Genomic DNA, 16733 nt, shown 5'->3' on the forward strand with positions numbered 1-16733 from the left:
GAGTGTTTGGTGAAGGTTTATTAAAAGGCTTGAGTATTACGATTAAACGTTTCCTCGGACCCAATCTTACTGAATATTATCCAGAAGTTAAGCCGAATCTTCCTGCCCGTACAAGATGTTCTATGGTTCTTGAACCTGAAAAGTGTATTTCTTGCGGGCTTTGTGTCAATGCCTGTCCGAATCAAGTCATTGATCTAACCAGCGAAAAGGATGAGAAAAATAAGAAAGTATTACAGATTTACCATATGAACATGGGTCGCTGTCTTTTGTGTGGGTTATGTACTGAAGCCTGTCCTACTAAAGCTCTTAAACTCTGCCAAGTGTATGAAAATGCAGTCTACCATCGTGAAGAATTACTGTGGGATATGATTGCGCGTGCCATGCAGTGGGATATGATTCAACGCGCGGAGCGAAAAGGGAAGGTGGAGTGAGCATGGGCACTATCGTTTTCTTTATTTTTGCGATCCTGTCGATTGCAGCCGCTTGGGGTGTCGTGACCTCCAAGAACATTGTGCACAGTGCGCTCTATCTAGCCCTTTCGTTTTCGGGAGTTGCCGTGCTCTATATTCTCTTGAATGCCGACTATTTGGCAGCGGTGCAGTTGTTAATCTATACGGCAGCGGTCTCCTTGATGGTCGTCTTCGCAGTCATGCTGACTCTGCGTGGTGATATCTGTGATAGCAATCCAGAAAACCGTAGTTGGCTAACCGGAGCGCTGATCTCGGGTTCAGTTTTTGTGATCATGGGGCTCGTCATTCTCTCCAATGCGGACTGGCGCGTTTTGGCCACACCGTGGACGAGCGGCGGCTCAGCAGAGGACCTTTCGCTCCTGTTACTCACTCGGTTTATGATTCCATTTGAAGCGGCGGCTGTCTTGCTCACCGTAGCCTTAGTCGGAGCCGTGATCTTGGCGAAGGGAGTGAAGGAGAGCAAATGAGTTTAGCAAATTTTAGTGTCGGGCTTTCGACGTATCTCCTAGTGGGAGCGATGCTCTTTTGTATCGGACTTTACGGGGTCTTTGCCAAGCGAAATATCATTGCAGTCCTGATGTCCATTGAGCTGATGCTTAATGCGGTTAATATTAATTTTGTGGCGTTCAACCGGTTTATTTGGAACGAAAAGATTGACATACACTATGTGCTGACAGGGCACACTTTTCGTGATCGTCGTAGCGGCCGCCGAAGTGGCGGTGGGACTGGCCTTGATCATTACGATTTATCGTAACCGTCAATCGACCAACGTGGACGAATTAACTTGGTTGAAGTGGTAAGAGAGACTATGGAGAAGGTAGGTGTTCAAGGAAATGCATGATCTCTTTCAGTGGTGCAGTGGCGACCCTTATAGCAGAGAAGCAAGGCAGTGACAAGATTGCCGATTATGCAGGCCTCTGGCGTCGCTCCCCGTTAGCGACCGTCGTCATGACAGCCTCCTTATTATCCTTAGCTGGAATTCCGCCCCTCGCGGGATTTGTCGGGAAGTTCTATCTCTTCTCGGCAGCGATGGATCAAGGGTATGTGGCGATTGCCTATATCGGGTTCGTGATGAGCATGATTTCCGTGTACTATTATCTCTCGGTGGTCAAGGTGATGTTCCTCGCTGAGGGTGAGGGCTTACCGGATGTTCCAGTCCATGGAGCGATGAAGTTCACGATGGTATTTACCATGTTAATCACCTTAGCCCTTGGTATTTACCCGACGCCTTTAGCCCAAATGGCTACGGCGGCAGCTCAAAGTTTATTTAGGTAAGTGACACTAGGTGTACAGGGACATCAGCTTTCTTTAAGGTGTGGTTTACATTATCGGGTTCATTGTTAAGGTGCGAAATGAAAGCCCTTCTCGACTAAGTAGGCTGTTTTCTAGTTGACTATAGTCATTTTAGGGACAGGTCCTGTGTTTCTTCGAAGGTGAAACAAGGGAACCTGTCCCCTTGTTTTCTGTGTTTTAGTGTTAGAAGGGTGCTCTTCAGAGTGCTCTTTTATGCTATAATAATGACGAATATTATCGGAAGAGGGAGACACTAATGCCAGTTGGTACAAATCCTGTGATCGTCCAAAGTGATCGATCCGTTCTGTTAGAAGTACAGAATCCACTTTATGAAGAAGCTCGCGATACGTTAGCCATCTTTGCCGAATTGGAAAAAAGCCCGGAGTATATCCATACTTATCGGATCACGCCCTTATCATTATGGAACGCTGCCTCAAGTGGAGTTACCGTCGCCGATGTGTTAGACGGTCTGGAGCGCTACAGTAAATTTCCTCTCCCCGACTCAGTGCGCACGGAGATTAAGCAGCTTATGGGTCGCTACGGCTTGGTGAAGCTGGTTCGAGAGGAAGATAAGCTCTTTTTGACGGCGGAGGATCCAGTGATTCTCCTGGAAATCGTCCGACATAAAGAAGTTAAGCTATTGCTGGCCTTTGGTGAAAGGGAAAGGAACGACGATTCCCTAAACTTGTCTCTAACCCGAGTAGAGATCAACCCAGAAGCCCGTGGGCAATTAAAACAGCTCCTGATGAAACTCTTCTACCCAGTGGAAGACTTAGCGGGTTATATCAAGGGTACCCCTTTGCCCATGGCTTGGCGTACGGAAAATCCTGAAGGTGATCCCTTTGCTCTGCGAGCCTATCAGCAAGAAGCCGTCGCAACCTTCCATCAGCAGGGTTCCGTGCGTGGCGGGAGCGGAGTTCTGGTATTGCCTTGTGGCGCAGGCAAGACCGTGATCGGTATGGGTGTGATGATGGAATTGCAGTGCGAGACTCTAATTTTGACAACGAATAACAGCGCTGTCAAACAGTGGCTGCGCGAACTGGCGGACAAAACCACCCTGGAAGCGGCGCAAATGGGGGAATATAGTGGTGAGAAAAAAGAGATCTGTCCGGTCACCGTGGCCACCTACCAAATTCTCACCCATCGTCCCCACGCCGATGCCAACTTCAGTCACTTTCACGTCTTTAATGAAAAGAACTGGGGTCTGATTATCTATGATGAGGTGCATCTTTTACCTGCGCCGGTCTTTCGGGCCACTGCCGATTTGCAGGCAAAACGCCGTCTAGGTTTGACGGCAACCTTAGTCCGGGAAGACGGTAAGGAAGATGAGGTTTTTACCCTGATCGGCCCGAAGAAAATGGATGTCCCCTGGAAGGTCTTAGAGTCTCAAGGCTGGATTGCCACTGCAGAGTGTATGGAGTGGCGAATCTCCATGAGTAAAGCCCGCCGTATGGACTATGCTTTAGCCGAAGAAAAGGAGAAATTCCGCTTGGCGGCGGAAAATCCCCTCAAGATGGATAAAGTGTCAGAGTTAATAGAGCAACATCGGGATGACTTGGTGTTGGTGATTGGGCAATATGTGCGTCAACTAGAAATGCTGGCTCGTGAGCTGAATGCTCCTTTGATAACAGGTAAAACTCCGCAACGAGAACGTGATCGACTCTATGAAGAGTTCCGAAGTGGCCGTTTGCGTCGTTTAGTGGTCTCTAAAGTCGCTAACTTTGCCATTGATTTGCCGGATGCCAATGTAGCAATCCAGGTCTCCGGGACCTTTGGTTCTCGGCAGGAAGAAGCGCAAAGGCTTGGCCGAATTTTACGACCTAAGCAGGGAGAGGGCAAAGCATATTTTTATAGTCTGGTATCCAAGGATACGAAGGAACAGGAGTTTGCTATGCATCGGCAGCTTTTCCTGACTGAACAAGGGTATGCCTATAAAATTATGATCGAGGAGGATCTTGAATAAGGAGGAATTTACACAATGAAGAAACCGTCTTCAGGTTCTAAACGAAACTCTAATCAGCATCAATCAGCTCCTTCTGATCAGACACAAATTCCTCCCAAGTGGCGGCCAGTTTTCGGAGAAAAATACCCTCCAGGGTTTAAGCCGCCCACTCTTGAGACGGATAAGCCTACGAGTAACAAATCCCCTAACTTCAATAAACCTACGAACTCAAATAACCCCACCAATCATAACAAACCCAAGGCTAAGTCAACCCCTCAACAGAAAGGGGTTCCTCAAAAGAAGCTTAAGCCAAAGGATTGGGCGGATTATTTTGCTCGGATGGATCCAACGGAGCGGATTCTCTTTGCCTTCACCGCCTATAGGCAACCAAAGGATTTGAGTATTGACCAGTTTTATAATTATGACAAAGATAGCTTTCGCTATTTAGATACAGATCTCCTTGGGCCTGATTATAGCGAGGTTGTTAGGATGCTTAGCAAATGGAAAAACCTTGGCCTCTTGATTGTTGGCCGTTATTCCAATTTACTCAGTCTTGAAGAAGGTGTTGCTGAAGCCTTTTGGCAATTTATTGAACAGCAAGGTCTACTAGAACTTTATAAAGTCGAGCCGGAACAATCCTATCCCGCAGAATTTCCAAACACGTTAGATAACATATTTAATTTTCTCGTCATGATAGAGCAGGGTGAGGTTTTGATCACCCGCACTCATGAGATCAACAAACACTCATTGAAGCGTGTGTTGGCCGCTCTGACTGTGCCCCCCCGGCCTGACAATCTATTTTCCTCGGAGAGTTATTTTTTCTGGCTGTTGAGGGTAGTTCGGGTTTTCCAATTGTTTAGGACAAAAGGAGAACGGTTGGATTTGACAACAGCGGGCAGGGAGTTGCCAGAGGGTATTAAAGTAGAAGACTTGCTCGGCCAGATTTGTCCGATCCATGTTGGCTCGATTACCAATAAAGGATTTTTCGTGGTCTTTCCATTAATAGCCCGTTGTACTGAGTGGACAAGCTTGGGGCATATGGTGACTACCTTGATCTCAACCAAAAACTTGTGTAACCTGTTACTGCAAGATCATGTGATCTACCTACTTGAACCACTGCGCTTACTAGGTTTACTGGATTGGGGTAAGCTTAAAGAAGATATTTTTGTTCGGGCCACCCCTCTGGGACAGTTTCTAATTCCCAAATTGTTGCGAAGGCAAAACCTTGAAGATTATAAGGCTGAGATTAAGAAGCTCACAGACTCCGTTTACCCAATGAATGGGCCAAATACGGCCTATGTCCAACCAAACTTCGAAATCTTGCTCCCTCATTCTGCATCTTGGACTGCGCGCTGGGAACTGAGTCAATTTGCCGTGCTTGAACAGCAGGATCAGATGCTTAAATATCGCTTAGACAAGACCTTTCTGATGAATGCTCTGAAAAGAGGCTTGCCGGCTAATGAAGTGTTATCCGTACTGACAAAGCTAAGCACTTATCCTTTACCCGAAAATCTTGTCCTTACTGTCCAGCAATGGGTAGAGTCTTTTGGCCAAGTCGCCTTTGTACAACTCAGTCTCTTGGAATGCACAACACCAGAACAAGCAGCGTCCATCGCTTCGGCCCGCAAATACAGGGAGTATGTGCTCGGATTATATAGTCCCACCGCCGTCATCGTACGAGAGGTTGAAAAACTGCGCAAACTTCTCGAAAAGCAGGGCATCTTCCCTTTACCAGGGGTTTTAAGTGGAGAAGGGGTTGCAGAACGGAAAAGATCTTCTGACGAAGATTAAAACTAGGTTAACCAACATGACCCCACGTTCAAAGCAGGTGCAACCCTCAAGGGATCTTTTCAGAAATTTATATATTGACCTGAGCAGAAAAAACTGGTAAAATGCCACCTAACAACTAATATTGTAAATTGTGATGACGGGGTAAAGTATTTTAAGGACTTTTCCCTTCCCTTCCTTTTACGAGCAATGAGGCTCCAGACACAATACTTTAGAGTAATTTGTCTGGAGCTTTTGTTATATATAGAGAGAACAGGGTTCGAGTTGCAAAAGCTCGGACTGGTTAATTGTGATTATTTTATTCAATCACATTAAAAAAGTTTAACCACACTGAATAATATTAAAAAGTTTGGTTTTAAGCTGCCTAAAAAGGGGGTGAACAATTTAATTTTTATTGCAACTATATAAAAACTTTTTAGAACTATTTTAAGAATTGGAGGAGAGCAAAATGAAAAGAGTATTGGTTCTTGTGCTTAGTTTCCTGGTATTAGCGAATTTGGTCGGTTGTGCTAAGTCAGCGAATACACCTCAAGCGTCTTCAACACAGGATAAAACTTTGGTGGTAGCGACTGCGGCCGATTTCGGGACAATTGATCCTGCTGTGGCCATGGACAATTCAGCCTGGAAAATATGTTATCCTGCTTATGAGCGCCTTGTAAACTTTAAAGAGAGTAGTACTGAAGTCGAACCTGGTTTAGCGAAGTCGTGGGATGTTTCACAGGACGGATTAACTTGGACTTTTCATCTGAACGATAATCTTAAATTTGCGGATGACACAATTTTAGATGCATCAGCCGTAAAATTCTCATTTGACAGGTTAATGAAAGTAAAAAAAGGACCATCTGATGCATTTCCAAGTTTGGAAAGTGTAACGGCAGTTGATCCGAAAACCGTACAATTTAAACTAAAAACCGTCTTTCCTCCTTTCCTTTCTACTTTAGCGACTAATGGCGGTGGAATAGTCAACCCTGTTGTTATGAAGCAAGAGAAGGATGGGGATATGGGACAAAACTGGTTAGCTGCTCACACTGCCGGTAGTGGTGCTTACATTTTGTCGGAGTGGGTTCCAGAACAGTATCTTAAATTAACGGCCAATCCCAATTACCCAGGTGAAAAACCTAAGTTAAACACAATTATGGTAAAAATCATCAAAGACCCATCGGCACAGCGCATGGCTTTGGAAAAAGGCGATGTTGACATAGCTGAAAGTATTCCGGTTGATCAAATCAAAGAATTAAAGAAAAATGCGGATTTAGTGGTGTTCGATACACCAAGTCTAATGGTTGATTATGTTTACTTAAATACTCAAAAGTCGACACTTAATAATCCTAAAGTACGGCAAGCGATTTCTTATGCTATAGACTATCAGGGGATTATTTCCAGTGTTTGGCAGGGAAATGCAACCCAAATGCGTGGTCCTATTCCGAAGGGGCTATGGGGTTATCAGCCTGACTTATTCCAGTATACCAGAAACCTTGAAAAGGCTAAGTCTCTTTTACAGGAAGCCGGAGTCAAGGACTTGACACTTAATTTGATGTATTCCGATCGTAAAGCCTGGTGGGAGCAAGAAGCTCAAATCATCCAAAATAATCTCGCTGAGATCGGAATCAAAGTTAACTTGCAAAAAATTGCTTATGCTACTCAACGGGAAAAAATTGATAAAGGGGACTTTGAACTGACGCTAGGTGTTTGGAGTCCTGATTATGCCGATCCCTACATGTTTATGAATTACTGGTTTGACTCCAAAAACTTCGGTTTAGCCGGCAACCGGGCCTTCTACAAAAATGACAAAGTTGATCAACTTGTCCGACAAGCAGCCAGTATTAATGATCCGGTCCAAAGAACGGAACTGTATAAACAGGCCCAGGAGCTTATTATGCAGGATGCCCCTTATGTCTTCCTAGTACAGAAAAACTATCAATTACCTATGCGGAAATCTGTGCAAGGTTTTGTCTTTAACCCAATGCTTGAGGATATGTATAATTTCCAAACGATTAACAAGTAAATGGGGTAGCAGAATGAGTCGCATCAAATTTTTGGCTAAATGGATAAGCCAGCTCCTGATTGTTCTCCTAGGCGTTACGCTTGTAACCTTTCTTGTTTCGCATGTCGTGCCGGGTGATCCGGCACGCATGCTTATTGGACAAAGGGCAGATGCCCAAACTTTGGAAAGTATGAGACATGCCTTGGGCCTTGATAAACCGGTTTGGTTCCAATATCTTGACTATTTGTGGGGTCTAGTGCATGGAGATATGGGAATCTCCATCCGAACCCAGCGTCCTGTTCTGAGCGAATTGTTAACTTATTTTCCGGCAACCATTGAATTAACCCTATTTGCCATGGGGTTTGCGGTACTCATCGGCGTCGTTCTCGGTTTACTTTCGGCTGCTTACCGTGATACCCTAATTGATCATGCTACCCGGGTTTTTGCAATTTTAGGGGTATCCACACCGTTGTTTTGGCTGGGTTTGGTGGTTTTGCTGCTATTCTATAAATATTTGGGCTGGCTTCCCGGGTCCGGTAGAATTGACTCGTTTATTAATCCACCGACTCATATTACCGGGCTTTACGTATTGGACAGTGTTTTATCAGGAGACTGGGTTGCTCTCAAGAGTAGTATGCTCCATTTGGTGTTACCGTCTATCTGTTTAGGCTACATTCAACTCGCTACGATTGCCCGCCAGGTAAGGGCCAGTATGATCGAGGTGCTTGAGCTGGACTATATTAAGACGGCAGTTTCTAATGGGATTCCCAGTAAAAGGATCGTTTACCGGCATGCTTTGCGCAATGCTTTAATACCTACAGTCACAGTTATTGGCTTAACATTCGGAGAGCTTTTGGGTGGAGCGATTATAACTGAAACGATTTTTGCCTGGCCGGGTATGGGTAAATATGTTGTTGATTCAATTTCCTTTTTGGATTTCCCAGCGATTATGGGTTTTACAATTTTAGTAGCTCTCATCTATGTCTTAATTAATATGCTTGTTGATCTGCTCTATCCTATACTCGATCCGCAAATTAAGGGGTGAACTGACTTTGGTTGAACTAAGATATTTTCACTATTTTACAAAGCGTTACCCCTTGACCGTAATTGGAATGATCATTATTTCTTTGGTTATGCTGCTGGCTCTCGCAGCCCCGTTCATTTCACCGCATAATCCCTATACCATGCATCTGGTAGACCGTTTGAAACCACCAAACAGTATCTATCTTTTAGGTACGGACGAGATGGGGCGTGACATTCTAAGTCGTATAATTTACGGAGCAAGACTCTCTCTTTTAGCTGGGGTGGGGATTGTTGGCATCGCCGGTATTTTTGGTATAATCTTTGGCAGTATTTCCGGATTTTTAGGCGGCAAAGTTGATTCATTGCTCATGCGACTTATGGATATCATGTTGGCCTTTCCAAGTCTGGTTTTAGCCCTTGCTCTATCAGCGGCTTTAGGCCCAAATTTTCACAATAGTATACTTGCCGTAGCTATTGTGAAAATTCCTGTTTATGTCCGTTTGGTCCGAGGCCAGACCCTGTCCATCAAAAAAAGACAATTTGTCAAAGCAGCTCAAACCTTTGGTGCACCCAAGGCTTGGATTATCAGCCGTCATATTATACCGAACTGTTTAGCGCCTGTCGTTGTTCAAGCAAGTTTAGGAATTGGGGAGGCTATCCTTATTGCTGCTGCACTGTCGTTCATTGGTTTAGGCGCTCAACCTCCGGAGGCTGAGTGGGGGGCAATGGTTAGTATGGGCAGAACCTTCTTGCTCGATCAATGGTGGTATGCAACCTGTCCAGGCATTGCTATATTCGTTACGGTCATAGGGTTCAATTTATTGGGTGATGGGGTTAGAGATATGCTTGACCCACGCTCCCGCAATTAGGGGGAAAGTTATGGAGCCTCTTTTAAGAATCAGCGATCTTCATGTGGACTTTCTCGGTTATGCCGGAGTAACCCGAGTCCTTAATGGAATTGATTTAGAGCTATTCCCCGGAGAATTCTTAGGCTTAGTTGGCGAATCCGGTTCGGGGAAATCTCTTACAGCTAACTCGGTTCTCGGATTATTGCCTAAAAGGAGTGCCAGGATATCCAAGGGTTCAATAATGTTTGAAGGTCAGGAATTGGTAGGCAAACCGGATAAAGAGTTCCAAAGTATCAGGGGCAAGAGAATTTCTATGGTTTTTCAGGAGCCTATGAATGCCCTCAATCCATCGTTTAAAATAGGCACTCAAATGGCGGAAATCCTCAAATTGCATAAGGGATTAACATCTAAAGAGGCTAAGGAGGAGTCTGTCCGTTGGCTATCCCGGGTTCGGATACCGCATCCCGAGAGGATAGTCAATGAGTATCCTTTCGAATTAAGCGGTGGTATGAGACAAAGAGTACTTTTAGCGATGGCCCTTGGCTGTGGAGCGAAGCTCCTGCTGGCAGATGAGCCTACGACTGCTCTTGATGTTACCATTCAAGCCCAGATTTTGCAGCTTATGAAAGAGACGGCGGATCAACTTGGGACTTCAGTACTTCTGATTACGCATGACTTGGCTGTGGTGGCTCAAACCTGCCGACGGGTTGCAGTGATGTATAGTGGAAATATTGTAGAAAGTGGCTCGGTCGGAGATGTTTTACACAGACCGCGGCACCCTTATACGATAGCTCTCTTGCAGGCATTGCCAAACCCTGACGGCAAGCAAAACGACTTAAGATCCATCCCCGGTAGTGTTCCGAACCTCTTAACCCCCCCATCTGGTTGCCGTTTTCACCCACGGTGTACTTTAGCAGAACAGAAGTGCAGGGAGATCCGGCCATTGTTGACCAGTATTTCTGAGAATCATTATGTAGCCTGCTGGAGGGATGGACATCATGCTTAAACCTTTACTTTCTCTAAGAGGGGTGGAAAAGGAGTTTCCTGTTCGTGGAAATAAAGGAAGTTTACCATTTAAAGCTGTGAACAACGTTTCCCTGGATATCTTTCCGGGTGAGACGGTGGGTTTGGTAGGTGAATCCGGTTGCGGTAAGAGTACTTTAGGATATATGGTGCTTAATCTTCTGGACTTGACGAATGGGAAGATTTTCTTTGAGGGTCAAAATTTGATGAATATCGGCAAAGTTCAGCAGCGAGAAATAAAATCACAAATTCAAATTGTATTTCAAGATCCACAATCTTCCCTAAACCCGAGATTTAGAATCGGGCAAATTGTCGAAGAACCCTTACGCTTAAACGGTTGGCGGGATAAACCCAAAAGACAGGAGCGGGTGCGGCAACTTCTCATCAAAGTAGGGTTAGGGGAGGAATATCTAGGCAGGTTTCCCCATGAACTGAGCGGGGGCCAACGACAACGGGTAGCCATCGCCAGGGCCCTATCTTTAGATCCCAAACTTATTGTTCTGGATGAACCAACTTCAGCTTTAGATGTGTCGGTACAGGCCCAGATCCTCAATTTGCTAAAGGAATTGCAAAGGGACCTTAACCTTGCATATTTGTTTATTTCGCATAATTTAGCCGTTGTAAGGCACTTAAGCAATAAAGTTGCGGTCATGTATTTAGGCAGAATCGTAGAATTGGCTGACTCAGATGAACTATTTAATAACCCTCTCCATCCCTATACAAAAGTTCTTCTACAATCTGTACCTAATATCAATACGGAAAAACCTCTTGTTGTGGAGTTCGATGGCGAAATGTCGACCCGGTTGATATCTCCTCAGGGATGTAGTTTCCACCCTCGTTGTTGTTATGCAAATGAACTGTGTCGTGAAACCGGTACGGAATTACAAATTATCAAAGAGGGACACTGGGTTTCTTGTCATGCTGTGAGGGGAGAAAAGAGTGAAGGAGATGTAGTGGTTGCCCAAAGTTCGACAACGTATCCTAGAATCACTGACTAAAAATCAACCTATTAAAAACCTGTTGTTGCTAACAAATGACCTAGCTTTTGGATGTAAACTTAAAGAAATACTGGACATCAAGTGTCAAATCATGGTTGTTCCCTTGAATGTTTCTGTTGTAGACATAGCCTTATCTCCGTCTGTGTACAAAGCTAGCCACATTATAGAATTATATAATCCTACTCTGGAAAATTCCGTTTTTTTGAAGGAATTGCGTCAAGTGTTATTTCAAAAAGGCAAACTTGTACTGGCACTATGGAATTGGGATGAACGTTACTTGGAAGATAAGTTTTGGGGAGATGTAGAATATAAGGGGATTTCCTCTGCGGCTGAATCCTTAGCCCGAAAAATGTCTTCAGTTAAAAAAGTTAAGATTACTTCGGAATTGGGAACTGATATCAGTTTTTCAATTGAAGGGAGACCTTGGATTCTAGCCGACGGATACTGTGAACCAGGTAAATTAACACAGCTTCCGGATGGAGAAATATTTACCTGTCCGGTTGAAGAGACGTTTTCTGGGCAAATTATGGTTGATGGTACCATATCACGACTTTGGCTGCCAAACGAACCTGTGAAACTGGTGTTTGAGGCAGGGGTGTTAATAGATGGAAGTACTGAATTTATGGAATGGATTGAGCTTTATGCCGGCGGGGTTCGAAGTATTGGTGAATTTGCCATCGGGATGAATCCTGCCATAAACAAACCCTACCACAATATCTCTACCGATGAAAAAGAAGGTGGAAGTGTCCATTTTGCCATTGGAGACAGTTACAACCTAGGACGAACGAAGTCCATACATCATGTGGATTTTGTCATCCGAAAACCCATAATCTCCATTGACGACAGTATATTGCAGCATTATTTGCCAGGGAGCGATGATACTGATGAGCGATTTATCAATGTCACCTGAAGGAGTACCGATTAAAGATATCGGGAAAAAGATTCGTTATTATCGTCAAGAAAAGGAGATGACCGTAGAGGCCTTAGCAAACAAAACCAACTTGAGTTCCAGTCTGATTAGCCAGGTCGAGCGTGGACTTTCTACCCCTTCTCTTGACTCTCTTTGGAAGATGACTCAGGCCTTGGGGATATCGCCAATTAAGTTGTTTGAAGAAAATGCCAATGACCCGGTCGTTGTAATTCCGCGAGAGGAACAAAAAGTTTTAATATTGCCTGAATCTAATGTGACTTATCGTCTTCTTTCCCCGGTTAATAGTCAGACTAAGTTAGAGTTCCTTTCCATTATTCTGGAACCGGGTACTTGGTCGAAGGTCGATTTAGTGGCACACAAAGGGGAAGAATGTGGAGTTATTGTCCATGGGGAAATGACGGTTGTCGCTGGAAGGAAGGAGTATTTACTGAGGGAGGGGGACAGCATTTACTTGGATAGCACAGTTCCCCATCGTTATTTTAATCATGGAGACAAAGTGGCCATTGGGATCTGGGCAATGACCCCGCCTTCCTTCTAAATAAAAGGACTCAGCCGTTGGATTTGGCTGAGTCCTCTCAAAATTCTGGAAGATTTACTAAAAGAATCTTCCAGAATTTGATTATATCGATGAAAAACGGTAGGACCAGAAAGATTCGCGCTCGAGCATGTGGCTATGACCAGTTGTTTGACGCGTAATTTTGGTAACTGGATATTCAACAAGAACCTTATTAAATAAGAGTTGTCTCATAAAAAAAATAGGGCTGTAATTTTGCAGGAAAAATTTAGTAGGCGGCGAATTAAGATGTTGTAAGTATATAAATATTCTGAAAAAACCTTAGGAGGTTAGCATGGAACTGCAAAAGTCCATTAAAGAAGATAAAATTGTCAATCCCAAGGGTATAGATGCAAATTTAATGTTGTTTATTATTACTGGTGTATTAGTAGTCCTTGGATCTTTAGGATTTGGACGTTTCAGTATGGCACTTATTCTACCGTCCATGCAAAAAGGCTTAGGGTTTACCCACTCCCAAATGGGTTTTATCGTGACAGTAGCTTTTTTAGGTTATTTATCCTTTAGCCTTGGATCAGGTATCGCTTCGGCACGTTGGGGTGCCAGTAAGGTAATCACCTTTTCTCTATTTCTGACCGGATCTAGTATGATTTTGACGGGGTTGGGTTCAGGATTTTTTTGGCCTTTGATCTGGTTGGCTTTAGCAGGAGTGGGAATGGCGGGAGCTAACATACCCGTTATGGCAATGACTGCAGCTTGGGTGCCAGCGGAACGTCGAGGCTTAGCCTCGGGGCTTCTAGTTTCAGGTTCGGGCTTTGGTCTGATCATCAATGGTTTATTACTACCTAGGTTGTTATCAGCTCCGGGGGGGCAAGGCTGGCGTTCTGCTTGGATTTGGTTAGGTATAGCCGTCATAGTGATTGGAATCTGGGCTTTCTTTAAACTTAAGGATCGACCCAGTAACTCGTGTATTACGCTAGGACCCACTAAACCCATTACAGAATCAATCTGGAAAAAGTTATTTAGGATATTTAAGGAAAAACCAGTCTTGCGAAGATTAGCGATCATATATTTTGCCTTTGGTTTTTCCTACGTGATCTTTACAACTTTTTTCGGAGCTTATTTAACCGGAACTCGTGGTTGGTCTACTGTGGATGCTGGACGATTATGGTCTTGGGTTGGATTTTGCAGTTTACCTAGTGGGTTTATATGGGGCTGGGTTTCAGACCGGATAGGACGTCGCTGGGGACTTTTCACAGTTTATGTAATACACGGTTGTTGTCTAATTGCCTTTGCAACTTCGCCCTGGGAAGGAATTATCATCGTAGCTGCCTTGTTGTACGGTCTGAGCATTTTTAGTGTACCGGCAATCATGAATGCTACCTGTGGAGATGAAGTAGGAGCTCAGTTAGCCCCTACAGCTTTTGGAGCTGTTACAGTAGCTTTCGGCATCGGCCAAATGGCCGCGCCAGCAGTGGCAGGAGCAATGTTAGATATGGGTTGGGGTATGGTGCAGAATCTTTGGCTTTCAGCCTTCATTGCTTTTTCTGGTGCTTTAGTTGCTGTTTTTCTTCATCAGCCAATTTTCCCACGTGCTAAAATTAATAACTCTTAACCAGTTTGGCTTGGGCGATAAGCTCTAATTCAGAGAAAGAATCAAAGAGATCTTTTTTCAACACCTTGAAAATACATACTTATAGTAGTTGTTTTCTTAATCTGGGACACGGGACCTGTCCCCTTGTTCCCCCTTGTTCTCTCTAGCCATTATCTCATGGTTTAGGCGCAGCGGGGAGCATAATGGACATTCTGGTTCCGATATCCTGCCTGCTCAAAACCTCCATGTACCCGCCATGTCGCTCTGTGATCCACTTCGCAATAGATAAGCCCAGCCCAGTTCCGCCCGTTGCTCTGGCGCGGGAATCGTCGGCGCGAAAGAAGCGATCGAAAATATGGGGAACCGCATCGGGTGGGATACCAATACCTTCATCTTGTACCGTCAGCTGGGCATAACCGTCAGCAGGGGAAACAGAGATCGTGATCCGTTTACCGGAGAACGTGTATTTCATGGCGTTGTCAATCAGAATTCGCGTCGCCTGTTTGATCAAGCTTTTATCCGCATTAATGAAAACGGGCGTAACACTCGAATCGTATTCGTGCCCACCGTCAATCATCTGCGTCTCCCGTAGCACTTCTACAGCAAGAGCGGACAGATCAAAACGCTCAATTTGCAGAACCATGTTGTTGTTATCGCCCCGTGCCAGAAATAATAGCTGTTCCACCAAGCCCTTCATATTTGCTGTTTCATCTTTGATGGCATCAATGGATTCCTGTAAGGTCTTCTCATCATTTTTCCCCCAGCGATCCAACAGATTGGCATACCCCTGAATAACGGAAATTGGCGTCCTTAGTTCATGGGACGCATCCGATACAAAACGCACCTGGGAACGGTAGGAGTCGTTGATTCTGTCCAGCATCCCGTTAATGGCAGAGGCCAGGTTTTTCAGTTCGCTTTGCGTATCACCCACTGAAATTCTCGTGTCCAGCCTTGTGGCATTGATGTCGTCTAATTTATCTGCCAGAACTTCCAACTGCTCTGGTGTAAAGACGCCGCCGGTAGTCAGGTTTTGAGCTGTTTCAGCCAATTCTTCAATAGGACGGAGAGTTCTCCGAATCGTTCTAGCGCCTGAGAAAATGCTGCGGAACAGCATTAAAAGTTCCAGGATCAATAAGATGGCAAACATCTCTACAAATATCCGTAGGGATTCCTGAAGATGGATGGAAATAAGATAAGAACGTCCGTTAGTAGCGATCGACGCATTGTAGGTAACACCCTCAAATTGATCCCAAAAGGTTAAACCTTCAGAATCCGGTAAGTCGATACTCCTGACACCGGACGCAGTCTGTTTGGAATGGGGGATCTGTAGGGTTTTGGGTATTTTAAACCCTTGTGGTTCTTCCGTCTGCAGCGAAACGCTGTATCCCGTGAGTTTAAGCCAGTTTTCCGCATCCTGGGTTGGCAGCCCCGTTAGATTCAGCACTTCAGTCGTCGCCGCTATGGTCTGTTCGGCGCGCACAATTAACCCTGCAGCGGACACCAGACACAAAAATACATTAAGGGTTAGAAAAATCCCCAGCAAACGGAAAAAAAGTTTGAGGCTGAGCTTCCAGACAAGGGAAAACCGTATTTTATCGCCGATGCGATTAGGGGGACTGTTTAACTGGTCACTTTTCATCCTTAATCACATACCCCACTCCCCTTACGGTATGTATCAGTTTAATATCGAACACCTCATCAATTTTTCCACGCAGAAAACGTACGTAAACATCGACAGCATTAGTTTCTCCCGCAAAATCAAAACCCCAAACATTTTCGAGCAGTGCTTCCCGGGAAATGACCAAGCCCTTATTTTTTAACAGATAGTGGAGAAGGTCAAATTCACGTTTTGTTAGTTCAATGAACTTGCCCATAACGCTAACCGTATGGCGGCTGGTGTCCAGCAGCAGACCGGAGGCGGATAACACTACTGTGTCTTCCTGGATAGTTTTTCTGAGGGCGGTGCGGATCCGAGCGAGAAGCTCCTCTATCTCAAATGGTTTGGTAATATAATCGCTCGCCCCGCTGTCAAGTCCGGAAACCTTATCCACCACACTATCCCGAGCTGTGAGCATGATGATAGGAACGGAGGAGGTTCGGCGAATTCTACGCAGGACTTCCATGCCACTCAACTTAGGCAGCATTACATCTAGCAAAACGAGGTCGAACTCGCCGGTTTCGGCGAGTTCAAGCCCTGTTCTGCCATCAAAGGCCTTTGTTGTGCTATAACCCTCATAGCCAAGCTCAAGCTCGACAAATCGGGCGATCTTTTCCTCATCCTCAATAATCAGTATCTTCGAACTCATTAAAAGCCCCGCCATTTCAAAT

The 16733-nt window shown here is 44.9% G+C and carries 14 protein-coding genes and 2 pseudogenes; 14 read left to right on the plus strand and 2 right to left on the minus strand.

Translation table 11 applies throughout. From position 1 onward, the window contains the following. The first annotated feature begins 2 nt into the window (after window positions 1–2). The 14 genes and pseudogenes from ACYQ3Q_RS17415 to ACYQ3Q_RS17480 all read left to right on the plus strand — a co-directional run bounded on the left by ACYQ3Q_RS17415 (window position 3) and on the right by ACYQ3Q_RS17480 (window position 14426). The gene (locus ACYQ3Q_RS17415) at window positions 3–431 is read left to right on the plus strand and encodes a NuoI/complex I 23 kDa subunit family protein (RefSeq protein WP_459929788.1); all 429 of its coding nucleotides are present in this window, start codon (window positions 3–5) and stop codon (window positions 429–431) included. A gap of 2 nt (window positions 432–433) precedes the next feature. Beyond that, complete coding sequence (locus ACYQ3Q_RS17420; RefSeq protein WP_459927588.1) at window positions 434–937, plus strand: NADH-quinone oxidoreductase subunit J family protein; 504 nt, start codon at window positions 434–436, stop codon at window positions 935–937. Beyond that, a pseudogene (gene nuoK, locus ACYQ3Q_RS17425) lies at window positions 934–1270 on the plus strand (NADH-quinone oxidoreductase subunit NuoK). Before ACYQ3Q_RS17420 ends, nuoK begins: the two are co-directional and overlap by 4 nt. Before the next feature lie 55 nt (window positions 1271–1325). Beyond that, window positions 1326–1745, plus strand: a pseudogene (locus ACYQ3Q_RS17430) (proton-conducting transporter transmembrane domain-containing protein); the annotation flags it as partial. Window positions 1746–2019: 274 nt separating this feature from the next. Beyond that, window positions 2020–3726 carry a DNA repair helicase XPB gene (locus ACYQ3Q_RS17435; protein WP_459929789.1) on the plus strand — a complete coding sequence of 569 codons (1707 nt, stop codon included), beginning with the start codon at window positions 2020–2022 and terminating at the stop codon, window positions 3724–3726. A 15-nt stretch (window positions 3727–3741) separates the two neighbouring features. Beyond that, window positions 3742–5496, plus strand: coding sequence for a helicase-associated domain-containing protein (locus tag ACYQ3Q_RS17440; RefSeq protein ID WP_459929790.1), 1755 nt, complete (start codon window positions 3742–3744; stop codon window positions 5494–5496). 445 nt (window positions 5497–5941) lie between these two features. Then, entirely contained in the window at window positions 5942–7498 is a 1557-nt protein-coding gene (locus ACYQ3Q_RS17445; RefSeq protein WP_459929791.1) for an ABC transporter substrate-binding protein, read from the plus strand. Window positions 7499–7511: 13 nt separating this feature from the next. Beyond that, entirely contained in the window at window positions 7512–8522 is a 1011-nt protein-coding gene (locus ACYQ3Q_RS17450) for an ABC transporter permease (RefSeq protein ID WP_459929792.1), read from the plus strand. Window positions 8523–8529: 7 nt separating this feature from the next. Then, window positions 8530–9369, plus strand: a complete 840-nt coding sequence (locus tag ACYQ3Q_RS17455; RefSeq protein WP_459929793.1) for an ABC transporter permease subunit — start codon at window positions 8530–8532, stop codon at window positions 9367–9369. Window positions 9370–9379: 10 nt separating this feature from the next. Next, entirely contained in the window at window positions 9380–10354 is a 975-nt protein-coding gene (locus ACYQ3Q_RS17460) for an ABC transporter ATP-binding protein (RefSeq protein ID WP_459929794.1), read from the plus strand. After that, entirely contained in the window at window positions 10347–11369 is a 1023-nt protein-coding gene (locus tag ACYQ3Q_RS17465) for an ABC transporter ATP-binding protein (RefSeq protein WP_459929795.1), read from the plus strand. The genes ACYQ3Q_RS17460 and ACYQ3Q_RS17465 overlap by 8 nt, the downstream gene beginning before the upstream one ends. Then, window positions 11329–12279: an aminopeptidase gene (locus ACYQ3Q_RS17470; protein WP_459929796.1), complete on the plus strand. Its 951-nt coding sequence runs from the start codon at window positions 11329–11331 to the stop codon at window positions 12277–12279. The genes ACYQ3Q_RS17465 and ACYQ3Q_RS17470 overlap by 41 nt, the downstream gene beginning before the upstream one ends. Continuing rightward, window positions 12254–12838 (plus strand): cupin domain-containing protein, encoded by a 585-nt coding sequence (locus ACYQ3Q_RS17475; RefSeq protein WP_459929797.1) that lies wholly within the window; start codon window positions 12254–12256, stop codon window positions 12836–12838. The genes ACYQ3Q_RS17470 and ACYQ3Q_RS17475 overlap by 26 nt, the downstream gene beginning before the upstream one ends. A 310-nt stretch (window positions 12839–13148) precedes the next feature. Next, window positions 13149–14426: an MFS transporter gene (locus ACYQ3Q_RS17480; RefSeq protein WP_459929798.1), complete on the plus strand. Its 1278-nt coding sequence runs from the start codon at window positions 13149–13151 to the stop codon at window positions 14424–14426. A 154-nt stretch (window positions 14427–14580) separates the two neighbouring features. Here ACYQ3Q_RS17480 and ACYQ3Q_RS17485 read toward each other — a convergent pair whose 3' ends face one another. Together ACYQ3Q_RS17485 and ACYQ3Q_RS17490 are read right to left on the minus strand one after the other, a co-directional pair. Further along, window positions 14581–16044 (minus strand): sensor histidine kinase, encoded by a 1464-nt coding sequence (locus tag ACYQ3Q_RS17485; RefSeq protein WP_459929799.1) that lies wholly within the window; start codon window positions 16042–16044, stop codon window positions 14581–14583. Continuing rightward, a complete protein-coding gene (locus tag ACYQ3Q_RS17490) occupies window positions 16034–16711 on the minus strand; it encodes a response regulator transcription factor (RefSeq protein WP_459929800.1) in 678 nt (225 codons plus the stop codon). Before ACYQ3Q_RS17490 ends, ACYQ3Q_RS17485 begins: the two co-directional genes overlap by 11 nt. Window positions 16712–16733 lie beyond the last annotated feature (22 nt).

This window comes from Desulfosporosinus burensis, assembly GCF_054657535.1.